General features: G+C 68.5%; 11 protein-coding genes. 7 read left to right on the top strand and 4 right to left on the bottom strand.

All coding sequences use genetic code 11. The features are described 5' to 3' along the window. Positions 1-33 precede the first annotated feature (33 nt). Positions 34-1,353, top strand: a complete 1,320-nt coding sequence (locus tag AC3B6C_RS16710) for a glycosyltransferase (RefSeq protein WP_488376288.1) — start codon at positions 34-36, stop codon at positions 1,351-1,353. A gap of 31 nt (positions 1,354-1,384) precedes the next feature. Here AC3B6C_RS16710 and AC3B6C_RS16705 read toward each other — a convergent pair whose 3' ends face one another. From AC3B6C_RS16705 to AC3B6C_RS16695, 3 genes are read right to left on the bottom strand one after another with little or no spacing between them, the layout of a single operon-like run. Beyond that, on the bottom strand, positions 1,385-2,257 hold the full coding sequence (locus tag AC3B6C_RS16705; protein WP_010842944.1) for a glycosyltransferase family 2 protein: 873 nt from the start codon (positions 2,255-2,257) through the stop codon (positions 1,385-1,387). Positions 2,258-2,302: 45 nt separating this feature from the next. Continuing rightward, positions 2,303-3,130 (bottom strand): ABC transporter permease, encoded by an 828-nt coding sequence (locus AC3B6C_RS16700; RefSeq protein ID WP_488373519.1) that lies wholly within the window; start codon positions 3,128-3,130, stop codon positions 2,303-2,305. Next, positions 3,127-4,119, bottom strand: a complete 993-nt coding sequence (locus AC3B6C_RS16695; protein WP_488373518.1) for an ATP-binding cassette domain-containing protein — start codon at positions 4,117-4,119, stop codon at positions 3,127-3,129. Before AC3B6C_RS16695 ends, AC3B6C_RS16700 begins: the two co-directional genes overlap by 4 nt. Before the next feature lie 565 nt (positions 4,120-4,684). On the opposite strand from AC3B6C_RS16695, the gene AC3B6C_RS16690 reads away from it, so the two are divergent. The 4 genes from AC3B6C_RS16690 to AC3B6C_RS16675 all read left to right on the top strand — a co-directional run bounded on the left by AC3B6C_RS16690 (position 4,685) and on the right by AC3B6C_RS16675 (position 9,716). Next, positions 4,685-6,145: a condensation domain-containing protein gene (locus tag AC3B6C_RS16690; RefSeq protein WP_488373516.1), complete on the top strand. Its 1,461-nt coding sequence runs from the start codon at positions 4,685-4,687 to the stop codon at positions 6,143-6,145. Between the two features lie 16 nt (positions 6,146-6,161). Then, positions 6,162-7,700, top strand: a complete 1,539-nt coding sequence (locus AC3B6C_RS16685) for a condensation domain-containing protein (RefSeq protein ID WP_488373515.1) — start codon at positions 6,162-6,164, stop codon at positions 7,698-7,700. Between the two features lie 6 nt (positions 7,701-7,706). Next, positions 7,707-9,125 (top strand): condensation domain-containing protein, encoded by a 1,419-nt coding sequence (locus AC3B6C_RS16680; protein WP_488373513.1) that lies wholly within the window; start codon positions 7,707-7,709, stop codon positions 9,123-9,125. A gap of 111 nt (positions 9,126-9,236) precedes the next feature. Next, complete coding sequence (locus tag AC3B6C_RS16675) at positions 9,237-9,716, top strand: DUF4383 domain-containing protein (RefSeq protein WP_010842938.1); 480 nt, start codon at positions 9,237-9,239, stop codon at positions 9,714-9,716. A 16-nt stretch (positions 9,717-9,732) separates the two neighbouring features. Here AC3B6C_RS16675 and AC3B6C_RS16670 read toward each other — a convergent pair whose 3' ends face one another. Continuing rightward, positions 9,733-10,317 (bottom strand): TetR/AcrR family transcriptional regulator, encoded by a 585-nt coding sequence (locus AC3B6C_RS16670; RefSeq protein ID WP_231632654.1) that lies wholly within the window; start codon positions 10,315-10,317, stop codon positions 9,733-9,735. A gap of 187 nt (positions 10,318-10,504) precedes the next feature. On the opposite strand from AC3B6C_RS16670, the gene AC3B6C_RS16665 reads away from it, so the two are divergent. Both AC3B6C_RS16665 and AC3B6C_RS16660 read left to right on the top strand, forming a co-directional pair. Further along, the gene (locus AC3B6C_RS16665) at positions 10,505-12,067 is read left to right on the top strand and encodes a flavin-containing monooxygenase (protein WP_488373512.1); all 1,563 of its coding nucleotides are present in this window, start codon (positions 10,505-10,507) and stop codon (positions 12,065-12,067) included. 30 nt (positions 12,068-12,097) lie between these two features. Beyond that, positions 12,098-12,928: an SDR family NAD(P)-dependent oxidoreductase gene (locus AC3B6C_RS16660; RefSeq protein ID WP_014926309.1), complete on the top strand. Its 831-nt coding sequence runs from the start codon at positions 12,098-12,100 to the stop codon at positions 12,926-12,928. Positions 12,929-12,978 lie beyond the last annotated feature (50 nt).

The raw sequence follows: 12,978 nt of genomic DNA, 5'->3' as shown, positions 1-12,978 counted from the left end.
CACCGACACGTGAGGGGTCCGACGTTGAGGTTCGTGATCGCGGTCAACGGTAGTCGCGGAGACGCCCAGCCGGCCGTCGCCCTCGCCGCCGAACTCCTGGGCCGGGGTCATGGGGTGACTCTCGCGACGCCACCGGATCTGGTCGGATTCGGCAGCGGTGCAGGTGTTCCCACCGAGGTCTACGGCGAGAGCACACGCGCCCTGCTCGATTCCGGTCTGGTGCGGGAGGACATGCGGTCGAAGAACCCGCGCACCAGGCTGCGTGCAGTGTCGGCCATGTCGGTGCGGGGCGGCCGGACCATGCAGCAACGCTTGCTCGAGCTCGCCGACGGCGCGGATGCGATCATCGCGAGCAGCGCCGGTCAGGAACGCGCCCACAACGTCTCGGCGGTTCTCGGGATTCCACACATCCCGTTGCACTACTGCCCCATTCGGCGCAACAGCTCGGTGTCGCTGCTCGCCCACCTCGGTGTCGATGCCCCGGCGGTGGTCAACGACCTGAGCTGGCGGGTCGCCGAACGCGCTCTCTGGCTGGCCACCCGGTCGGCCGAGAACACACTGCGGACCGACCTGGGACTGTCGCCACTGAACCGCCCCTACTCCGAACTGATCGCCCGCACCGGGGTTCCCGAGATCCAGGCCTACGACCCCGCGCTCTTCGAGGGGCTCGCAGCGCAGTGGGGACCGCGTCGGCCGCTGGTCGGATTCTTCACCCTCGCCGCGGCACAGCGAGCCGGGGTGGGTGACGCCGGACTCGACGGAGCTTCGGGCGCAGGCACACTCGGCGAGTGGCTCGACGCGGGCGACGCTCCGGTGTACGTCGGTTTCGGCAGTATGCTGCCGGCCGACCCGGACGGGCTGGCCGACGCGTTCCGTACCGCGGCGCAACGCCTCGGGATCCGACTGCTGGTGTCGGGCGGCTGGAGCGGATTCATGTCGAGCGAATCCACCTCGGGTGCAATGACATCGGGGGACGCCGTGCATGTCGTCGGGCACGTCGATCACGACACCGTATTGCCGAGATGTCGTGCCGCGGTCCACCACGGCGGCGCGGGTTCGGTGGCCGCCGGCCTGCGTGCCGGTCTGCCCACCCTGGTCACCTGGGTCGGAGCCGATCAGCCGATCTGGGGACGCGCGGTGAGCAAGGCGCGTGTGGGTGCCACTTTGCCGATGGCGCGGGTGACCGCGAAGTCGCTGATCCCGGCGCTCGAGCAGATCCTGGACGCGGACACCCGACGGCGTTCCGCCGATCTCCGCGGCCGGCTCGTACCCCCTGGCGAGGCGGTGCGCTCGGCGGCCGACATCGTCGAGCGGGCGGCCGGAGCCGGGGCGACGGGTAGGCGTGCCGACTGACTCCGGCATGGTCGTGTCCGGACTCCGCCGATCACGGCAGGACACGATCGGAACCACCGCCCCGCACCAGGTTTCGCGGGTCGAGCCGTCCTGTCCGGGTGTCGTAGGACCGCAGCACGACGAGGCGCAACGCGTGCGCGATCGTGATCGCGGGCACGTAGACCGCCGCGGCACCGGCGGCCAGCCCGAATCGACGGTGCAGCAGGAATGTTCGCGGGAGGAAACTCATGTACTGGACGAACGGCACCATGCCGGTCTCCATCCGGCGGGGCGACACCCCGACGGTCAGCGAGCGGAGAAAGGCGTTGCGCCCGCCGGTGTCACCGACGCAGAGACCCATGTCGACATCCTCGAAGATGTTCCGGCGCATGCTGACACGATCCCGGATCACCGCCCAGGTCTCGCGCCGCAGCACCATGTTCGAGCCGTAGAGCACGGGCACCTCGGTCACGGCCTTCTCGCGCCGCAACCGGTTCAGCGGGTGCAGCCGGGTCTTCCATCTGTCGAATCTGCCGGCAAGCGGCACGTCGTAGGCCTCGCCGCGCCCGCAGAGTGCCGACCAGTCTCCCCCGACGTCCGCGGCGAAGAACTCCACGATCGTCCGCGCCCAGTCCGGCGGCACCCGGGTGTCGGCGTCGATCCGGGCCACGAGGTCTCCGGTCGCGGCGTCGAGTCCGGCGTTCCGTGCGTACACCAGCCCCTGTCGTGGCTCGTCGATCGTCCGGATCCGTGGGTGAGCCGAACACCAGGCGTCGATCACCGCACTGCTGCCGTCGGTCGAGTTGTTGTCCACGACCACGATCTCGGTGATCCGGTCGAACTGCGCGGACAGCCGGGCGAGACACTCGCCGATCGTGTCCACCTCGTTGTAGACCGGGACCACCACCGAGAAGGTGAGCGGCATGGTGTCTGCTCCTTGTGCTGATCGGTTCGTCATGGGCGCGGACATTCAGGTCCGCCGCATGTAGGTCCGCAGGGTCACCGGCACCACCACGGCGAGGATCGCCGCCGCGCCCACGAGCGTGTATGCGATGTCGGTCCCCACGTTCTCGCCGGCGGCCAGTCCGCGTGCCGCCGTGACGAGATGGGAGACGGGGTTGGCCGATGCGCAGGCCTGCATCCACCCGGGCATGGTGTCGATCGGGACGAGCGCGTTGGACACGAACGTGATCGGCATCAGTACGAGCATCGAGACACCCTGGACGGTCGACGCCTTGTCGAGCAGGACCCCGAGGAGCGCGAAGATCCAGCTCAACGAGAACGCCACGACCACGATCAGCACGCAGGCGACCACGATCCCCACCGGGCTCGCCGGCCGGTACCCCATGATCAGCCCGACGCACACCGTGATGCCCGAGGCCACCACGTAGCGGAACGTGTTGGCCACCAGCGCGCCGGCCAGCGGAGCGATACGCGCTATCGGCAGCGACTTGAACCGGTCGAAGACCCCGCGGTCGAGGTCCTCGCGCAACTGGACTCCGGTGACGACCGACGCCGCGATACACACCTGGACCAGTACGCCCGGGATCAGCAACGGGAGATAGCCGACGACGTTCCCGGCGATCGCACCGCCGAAGATCGAGGAGAACATGACGGTGAACACGATGGGCAGCACGATGACGTCGAACAGCTGCTGTGGATTGTGTTTGATCTTCAGCAGGCCCCGGTGGGTCATCGTGAGCGACTGCATCACCGCGGCCGCCGGCCGAACCCGATCGTGCGCCTCGGGCGTCGCGCCGCCGGAAAGGGCGCTCGGTTGCAGTGATCCCGTGGTCATGCCCGCGCTCCCGTCGGATCGACTTCCGGCGCGGACCGCGTGGGGTCGCCGCCGTCGGTCAGCGCGAAGAACACCTCGTCGAGGGTCGGACGCACGACGTTGACCGACGTCAGCACGATCCCGCGGGCGCGGAGCGCACCGAGGATGTCGGCGAGCGGGTCGATGTCGGACATCGGCAGCACGAGGACCCCCTCGCGCCGGGCGATCGTCGCCTCGCCGCTCGAGGTGAACGGCGCGCACACCTGGGCGGCCGCCGTCAGATCATTTTCGTCGGCGAGTTCGAGTCGCACGCTCATGTCCCCGACGCCGGCCTTCAGTTCGTCCGCGGTGCCGTCGGCGACCACCCGGCCACGATCCATCACCGCGATGTGATCGGCGAGTTCGTCGGCCTCGTCGAGATACTGGGTGGTCAGCAGGACTGTCGATCCCCGCGCGACCATGTCGCGCACCGTCTGCCACATCTGGGCCCGCGTGCGGGGGTCGAGTCCGGTGGTGGGCTCGTCCAGGAACAGCAGGCGGGGCCGGGTGATCAGCGACGCCGCGAGATCCAGACGGCGGCGCATGCCGCCGGAGAAATGCCCCACGCGCCGGGTGGCGACCGCGCCGAGCCCGAACTCGTCGAGCAGTTCGTCGGCGCGGATGCGCGCCCGGCTGCGTGACGATCCGATGAGTCGACCGAAGATCATGAGGTTCTCGCGGGCGGTGAGATCTTCGTCCACGGAGGCGTATTGGCCGGTGACCCCGATGAGCGACCGGACCGCCGTCGCCTGCGTGACGACATCGTGCCCGAAGATCCGGGCGTCTCCGGCATCGGGGCGTAGCAGGGTCGCGAGCATGCGCACGGTGGTGGTCTTTCCGGCGCCGTTGGTCCCCAGCAGGGCGAAGACGCCACCTGCGGGCACGAGGAGATCGACCGCGTCGACGGCCCGTGTGCCGCCGAATTCCTTGGTCAGACCGCGGGCCTCGATGGCCGGGACGGTCGTGGACATGGCACCCCCGATGCGTGTGGTCGACTTCGGCCCCACGGTAGGTGAGCTCCCGAGGTGTCGCAACGTGACCTGTTGCGGTATTCGACACTGCCCGGCAACGGTTTTCGTCGACACGCCGTCTGACTTCGCATTCCGTCGGGACGGCGCCCGATCGCGTCACAGCTCGTCACCAGTTCTTTACATGAACGCAACGAGAGCCCGGTGCGTTCACCGCCGTCGATCCCCGATCAGCGAAACAGCCAGGTACACAGCCGACTTCCACGCCCACACGGTCGATCCTCGACGCAGCGACAACGGCCTCGGTGATGAACGTCACGCGCTCGTGCCGCTGCACGTGTCCGTTGTGACCGCTTAGGCTCGCTACAGACACAGGCGGTTTCGACGTGATCCGCTCGATCCCGGGGAAACTCCCCCGGTGCGTCGTACCGAGTCGCGCACGTGCATCGGGGTACGAGCGATTCCTGTTGTCTCAGATCAGAACTCATGGGCCGGGGGGTCATGTCGTCGAAGGCACGGCATGGTGTCGCGGCCCGGGAACGGATGACCGACACATGGACGACCGCGCATGAAGTTCACCGAGCTGTCCGACTATCCCGTACCGGCTGGGACGGTGACGATCTGGACACCGACCACACGTACGGATCTCGCGGGGTGGCAGTCGGATCCGCGGCCGTTCACCTACGACCAGTCGGCGTCCATACGGCGGTCGGCGGCCGGTGACGACGATGAGAACTCCTGGCTCGGAGCGATTTTCGAGATCGACGACGAGCTCGATGCCGAGCGTTTCGAATCCTGTCTGAACCAGTGGCTCACCCGGCACGAGGCCCTTCTGTCGACCGCCGACCCGACGAGCGACGATCCGCACCACGGACGCCGGACGTACCGGGGCGGCCATCTCGGTGTCGACACCGAGGTGGCCGGCCGATTCGACTCCGGTGACGACGTCCGCGAGCTCCTGACCGGGATCTTCGACACCAGACTCGCGCCGACGCGCTGGCCGCACTGCATCGTGGCCACCATCTCCTCGCCCCGCGGTGGTTTCTGCGTCGCGTTCGCCGCCGATCACGTGGTGATGGATGCGTATTCGATCCTGTTGAGCATGAGTGAGATCCGGCGCCTGTACATCTCGGCGCGGCACGGCGCGTCCACCGAGATGGCGGATGTCGGAAGTCATCTCGACTTCAGCGTCCATGACCGGGCGGTGGGGCTCGGACTCACCGGCGAGCACCCGGCCGTCTCGCGCTGGCGCACGTTCCTGGACCGTTCCGCGGACGCACCGGGATTCGGTCTGCCACTGGTCCGTCCGCACCTGGAGACCGGGGATCGTGCGCGCACACCGCGCCAGCGCGGCGTCTCCGAGTACGTGGCCACCGACCGCCTGGCGACGTTCGTGACGTCGGCGGCCCGGACGAGCGGACACGGAACGCAGACGGCGGTGTTCGCCGCTCTCGCGGTCACCCTCCGCGCACTCACCGGGCGCGACACGCTGCGACTGACGATGCCGATGCACACGCGAACGGAGGCTCGGTACGCGGGATCGGTGGGCTGGTATGTCGGGCTGGCGCCGCTCGAGGTCGATCTGTCCGGCTCGGTCACCTTCGACGACGCACTCACCGCGACCGCGGCCGCGATCGACGAGGTGCGGCACCTGCCGTTGTTCCCCTATCAGCGCATCGTCGAATTGCTCGGCACCGGAGGAGAACCGGAGTTCGTCGTGTCGTACCTGGACATCCGTCACGTCCCGGGAGCCGCCGAATGGGATGCGGCCCGGGCCCAGATCCTGCGGGGCGGCTCGAGGTCGGACCGTGAGGTGTACCTCTGGATCGCGCGGGTGCCCGGCGGGATCACGGTGTCGGCCCGGCATCCGGGTCACGATCCCGCCGACGCGAGCATCCGCGACCTCATCACGACCTACGCGACGATCCTGCGGACGCTCGCGACCGAGGGAACAGCACTCCCGCTGTCCTCCTACACCTGCGCGACCTTCGCCGGCACCGCCGCGCTGGACGACGCCCGCCCCGCCTGATCGACGAGAGGACCCGATGAGAATCACGGCAATGGGCAACTGGCGCCCGCAACCGGGAACCGCAGTTCGCTTCGACCCGACCGAAGCGTGCCGCGAGGCCGCCACGACCGCCCTCGCCCACGCGGCGCCGGTCACGTTCCTGGCGCAGAACCACGTCCGCGGTGCCCAGCTGGCCCGGGCGGCGGGTCGCACCCATCGCGGATACCTGGGATCGGGCACCGAGATCGACGGCGACCTCGACACCGCCGCCCTCGGACGTGCCCTGACCCTTTTCGTCCGGCGTCACGAGGTACTGCGCACCTGGTTCGAGTGCCGCGACGGGGAGGTCACCGCTCATCTCGTCGACTCGTCGGACATCGAGTTCGAGGGTCACGTCGACCGCCGACTGGCGACCGTCGACGACGTGCACCCGTATCTCATCGATCGTTTCGACCGCGAGACCCCCAGCGACACCTTCCCCGGCTTCGCCTTCGGGGCCATCAGCCGGCCGGGCGGTTTCGCCATCTTCCTGGCGTGCGACCACGCCCTCTCCGACGGCGCGTCACAGGCCCTCGCCCTCGACGAGATCGCGCAGATCTACGCCGAACTGGTGCGGGCCGACGAGCCCGACGACGCGGTGGCCGCAGAGGCAATACAGACCGGGGCAATGCAGACCGAGGCAATGCAGACCGAGGCGGCGGCGCCCGCCGGGGGCTACTTCGCCTACGCCGCGGCCGAGGAGCAAGCGACCGCCGCGCATCTGGCCGGAACCCCGCAGACCCGCGCCTGGCAGGACATCTTCCGTCGGCACGACCTGCAGATGCCCCGCTTCCCTCTCGACCTCGGCCTGGGTCCGGGTGAGACCGCGCAGGTGACCGGTGTCGAGGTCTCGCTGCTCGACCGTGCCGGGATCGTCGCCTTCGACGCCGCCTGCCGCGCGGCGGGAGGTCGCTTCATCGACGGCGTCTACGCGGCCATCGCCATCGCCGACCGGGAACTGGCCGGCGCCGAGGACTACTACGGCATGACGGTGTTCAACACCCGGGTCGCCCTCGACGGTTACGCCACGTCTCAGGGATGGTTCTGCAGCTTCGCACCGGTCGAGTTCTCCATGACCGGCGCATCCACCTTCGCCGAACTGATCCCGGCCGCCCACGCGGCCCGCCGGCGCGCGCGCGACCTCGCGGCGGTGCCGGTGGCGGCCGCGCTCGCCGCCATAGCCGCCGCGGGCGCCACCCCGGACGCGATCGTCACTGCCCCGAACCTGCTGTCGTACATCGATTTCCGATGGTTTCCCGGAACGTCGCGCGACGCTTTCCGGCGCGGCGCCCTGTTCACCGGGGAGGGCCGCACGGCCAACGCGTCGGCGTGGATCAACCGCGACCACGACGAGCTCTACCTGGGCAGCCAGATCCCGGGGACGCCGTTTGCGGAGTCGGTGGCGCGCCCCTACTACCACCACCTGCGCGACATCGTCACCGACATCGCCGCAGCCGGCGACCGGCAGATCCACGGGCCGGCGGTTGCGGCAGGGCCATCCGACCCCGGCGCCGCGGCTCTGCGCAGAGGAGCGTGAGGACGAGTGCACGTCACCACCATCGATCGCTATGGTCCGCCCGCGGGTGAGCTGTTGTGCTGGACCGTGGACACCTCTGCCGCACGGTCCGAGATCTCCGATGTGCCACCGTCGTTCAACCAGACCGTGCACCTGGCCACCGCCGGGGACTCGAGTACGTGGTTGGCCGCGGCGTTCACGGTCCGCGGCCGGGTCGACCGCGCCGCGCTCGGCTCCGCCTACCACGCCCTCATCGCACGGCACGGCACCCTGCGGTCGTCGTTCTCGACCGGGCCGGAGGGGGTCCGGCGCCACTCCTACGATCCGGACGACCTCGTACTCCGCATCGACACCGTGATCGACACGTCCTCCGACACCGTCCTGCGCGATCGGCTCCGCGACACCCTCGACCGCGCATGTCATCCCTTCGGCTACCCGGCGTACCTGTTCGCCGCGATCGACCGCGACGACGCGTCGACGATCATCTGCGGATTCGACCACTGCCACGTGGATGCCTACTCGATCTCCATCGTGATCGACGACCTGCACCGCTTGTATGACGGATACCGTTGCCACGGAGGTTCTTTCGATCCCTCAGCGACTGCCATGAGCGGTAGTTTCGTCGACTTCTGCGCAGCCGAGTCATCCGCACCCCCCGTCGCGCTGTCCGATCCCCGGATGCGCCAATGGCTCCGCTTCTTCGACGACCGGGACGGCGCGCTGCCCACCTTTCCCCTTGATCTCGGTGTCGAACCCGGGGCCATCGCGGCCCAGGCCACCGAGGTGCGCACGCTGTTGGATTCGGCTGCGACGGAGCGGTTCGCCCAGTTGTGCCGACGCAACGGTGCGAGCGTGTTCGGCGGAACGCTGGCCGCGATGGCCGACGCGGTGCGCCGCTGCGGCGGCGGGCCAGAACTACCTCTGCTGTTCCCGATGCACACGCGTCGGGAGGAGAAGTGGCGCGACGCCGTCGGCTGGTTCACCACCAATGCGCCGCTGCGGGTCGTCGGTACCGGGGATCTGGTGGAGACGATCCGGCGCACCGGACCGGAGCTGCGTCGGGCCGTCGCGCTCGGCGAGGTACCCGTTCCGCAGGTCATCGAGGCGATGGGCGGACTACGCCGCACGCGGGCGGACATCTTCATGGTGTCCTACGTCGACTACCGGCTGCTCCCAGGTGCGGATCGGCACCGGGCCATCGATGCCCACCACATCTCCAATGCGACGACCGCCGACGACGCGCAGTTCTGGATCTCACGGACCGGCGACGGACTGGCGCTTCGTGCCCGGCATCCCGACACGCTGACCGCCCACCGCACGATCCGCCGGTTCACCGACGAACTCGTCGGGACGCTGCGCGCCGGCGCCGAACTCGCGGACACCGATGGTGTCGATGTTCTCGAGCAAGCCGTCGGGCCCGACACCGCGCGGGTCGTCGGTCTCTGACCGCCTCACGAGCAGGTTTCGGGACACCGGTGGGCGGATACTCCTCTGCGGTCCACCCGCCACGGTGAAGAGCCCGCCGCGGCGAACCGGCATCTCTCGGAGGCGATCCTCATGACATCGGAGAATTCGCGACTGACACGTTCACCGATCCGGACCGCGGCGCTGGCAGTCGGCATCGTGTTCCTGCTGGTCGGCATCCTCGGGTTCATCCCAGGCATCACCACGGACTACGACACCCTGACGTTCGCCGGTCATCATTCCGAGGCCGCACTGCTGGGCATCTTCCAGGTGTCGATCCTGCACAACATCGTCCACCTGCTGTTCGGCGTCGCGGGTGTGCTCATGTCCCGCACGGCGTCCTCGTCGTTCCTCTATCTCGTGGCCGGCGGTGCCGTGTACCTGGTGCTCTGGGTGTACGGACTGCTGATCGACCACCACAGTGCCGCCAATTTCGTACCGGTGAACACGGCCGACAACTGGTTGCACTTCGTGCTTGGCGTCGGGATGGTGGGCCTCGGCCTGCTCCTGCGACGACGGTCGGAGCCAGTAGCCACGCGGCATACGGGCCCGGCCGGCGGCCGGCGGATCTGATCCGCTGCGCCGGCAGCTAGCCGATGGTCGCCGCCGCGAGGGCGGGAAGCGCGGCGGTGATCAGGGCGAGCAGTTCGTCCCGTGTGAGCGTCGGCGCCTCGGTCGTCTCCGCGGTGAGCCACCGGATCGTCGTCTCCTCGACGAAGGCGATCCAGCCGTGCACGCTCATCACGACGACCGGGGTCACCTCGACCCCGAACACCGGAGCGTGGTCGAGAACCCGGGCGACCATCACCTCGCGGGTGCGATCGAACACCTCCCGCATCGCGGCGTCCGAACTCGAGGCTCCGCGGATCAGTGTGGTGTAGGCGGTGCGGTTCTCACTCACATAGTCGACGAACGCGGCCATCGACGCCGACAGGATCGCTATCGGATCACCCAGGGACTCGTCCGGCTCGGTACGCGCGAGCATCCGGTCCGCCTGGGCCTGCGCGATCGCGACGTGGAACTCCTGCTTCGAGGCGAAGTAGTGGAAGAGCAGCGCCCGCGACACCCCGGCGGCGTCGGCGATCGCGTCGATGGTGATCTCCTCGAGCGGCCGATCCCCGACCATGGCGAGGCCGTACTCGATGAGCTGGTCGCGACGCGCCTCGGGACTCATCCGCGTGCGCTTGTGCGGGGCGCGCCGGTCGCCGGCGTCGCCGCCGATCGGGTCGCCGCTGATCGTCTTGCCGTTGATCACCGACACTGTGCACTTCCTCGTCCTCTGGCCACCCGGCCAGACTACTCCTATTGAGTCTCGTTCAATAGCTATTGACACGTGTTCAGTACCACCCTATGGTGACACCATGACAACGAACGATGTAGAGATCGCCATCATCGGTGCCGGCTTCTCGGGTCTCGGTGCCGCGGTCCGTCTCAAGCAGAACGGCTTCGACGACTTCGTCCTCCTCGATCGCGGTCGCGACTTCGGCGGGACCTGGCGCGACAACACCTACCCCGGCGCGGCCTGCGACGTGCCCTCACAGCTCTACTCCTTCTCGTTCGCGAAGAACCCCACGTGGTCGCGGTCGTACTCGCACCAGCCCGAGATCCACGACTACATCAACGGGGTGGCCGACAAGTTCGACATCCCCGCCAAGGCCCGATTCGGCACCGAGGTGACCCGGACCGAGTGGAACGAGGACGAGGGCCGGTGGATCATCGACACCCTCCGGGACGGCACGACCGACCAGGTCCGGGCGCGGGTACTCGTCGGCGGTGTCGGCCCGCTCTGTGAACCCAACCTCCCCGACATCGAGGGCATCGAGTCCTTCGAGGGCAAGATCGTGCACTCCGCACGCTGGGACAACGACCACGACTTCGGCGGTCAGCGGGTCGCCGTGATCGGCACCGGGGCATCGGCCATCCAGTTGGTCCCCGAGGTCGCGAAGGTCGCCGGCCGTCTGGACGTCTACCAGCGCACCGCACCGTGGATCGTGCCCCGCACAGAGCGCGCCTACAGCTCGGTCGAACACTGGGCCTACAAGAACGTCCCGGGGTACCAGTCCGCGGTCCGCGGCGGGATCTACGCCGCCAACGAGGTCGTGGCGTTCGGCCTCACCTACTCACCGAAGTCGCTCAAGCCGGTCGAGTTGCTCTGCCGCGCCAACATCCTGCGCGGCATCGGCCGCGACGCCGAACTGCGCCGCAAGGCGACTCCGACGTTCCAGGTGGGCTGTAAGCGAATCCTGCGCTCCAACGACTGGTACCCGGCGCTCGCGCGGCCCAACGTCGATCTGGTGACCGACGGCATCGACCGGATCACCCCGACCGGGATCGTGGCCAAGGACGGCACCGTCCGGGAGGTCGACGTGATCGTCGTCGCCACCGGATTCCACGTCACCGACTCCCCCGTGTTCGAGAAGATCATCGGCAAGGACGGCCGCAGCCTCGCGCAGGTGTGGAGCGAGATCGGCATGCAGGGCTACAAGGGCTCGTTCGTCCACGGCTTCCCGAACATGATGCTCATGGTCGGCCCGTCGACCGGCCTGGGCCACACCTCGATGGTCTACATGATCGAGTCGCAGCTCAACTACCTCGTCGACTACCTGAAAACCTCTCGCGCGCTGGGCATCACCCGGACCGAGGTGAAGCTCGCCGCCCAGCAGGAGTTCAACGCGGGCATCCAGCACAAGCTCCGCAACAGCGTCTGGGTGAACGGCGGGTGCGCCTCCTGGTACAAGGACGCCAACGGCAACATCACGACGCTGTGGCCCGGCTTCACCTTCGCGTTCCGGCAGGCGACCCGGTCCTTCGATGTCGCCGCCTACGATGTCACCCGCGGCGCCCGGCAACCCGTCGCACCCGCCGTGTCGGCCGGTTCCGCCACCGGCGAGGACATCGACTCGCCCGCCACCGCCAACGCCTGACCGACCGCACCCACTCACAGGAGACAACACATGAAGGACTTTCGCGGCAAGGTCGTCGTGATCACCGGCGCCGGTTCGGGAATGGGCCGTGACATCGCGGTCAAGCTCGCGCGCCGTGGTGCGCGGCTGGCCATCTCCGACGTCACCCCCGACGGCCTGGCCGTCACCGAGAAGCTGGTGAAAGAGGCCGGCGCCGAGGTTCATTCGCAGCTGCTCAACGTCGCCGAGCGCGAAGCCGTGCTCACCTATGCCGACACCGTCGCCGAGCACTTCGGCGTGGTCAACGTCGTCTTCAACAACGCGGGCATCGCCCACCACGGGGAGATCGAGCGCACCGAGTTCAAGGACATCGAACGGGTGATGGATGTCGACTACTGGGGAGTCGTCAACGGCACCAAGGCATTCCTGCCCCACGTGATCGCCTCCGGCGACGGGCACATCGTGAACACGTCGTCGTTGTTCGGATTGCTCGCCGAACCGGGACAGGCCGCCTACAACTCCGCGAAGTTCGCGGTGCGCGGGTTCACCGAGGCGCTGCGCCAGGAGATGATCGTCGCCAAGCACCCGGTGCAGGTGTCCTGTGTGCACCCCGGCGGCATCAAGACCGCGATCGCCCGGAACGCCACCGTGTCCGGCGACCACGACCAGAAGGCCACGGCGGCGCTCTTCGATCGCTATCTCGCCCGTATGACGAGCGAAGACGCCGCGGAGGTGATCATCGAGGGCGTACGCAAGAACAAGGCACGCATCCTCGTCGGCACCGACGCCAAGATCCTCGACCTCGCGGTGCGCCTGGTCGCGTCGAAGTACCAGTGGGTGTCGGCGAAGCTCACCGGCTGGGCGATGTCGAAGGCCGCCTGACACCTCAGGTGAGCCGGCGACGCCGTGGCACCAACACGCGGTCGGGGGCG

It is taken from the genome of Gordonia sp. 11cp (genome assembly GCF_057767225.1).
Note: the sequence above shows the minus strand (reverse complement) of the source record. Positions and strands in the feature narration are given on the sequence as shown.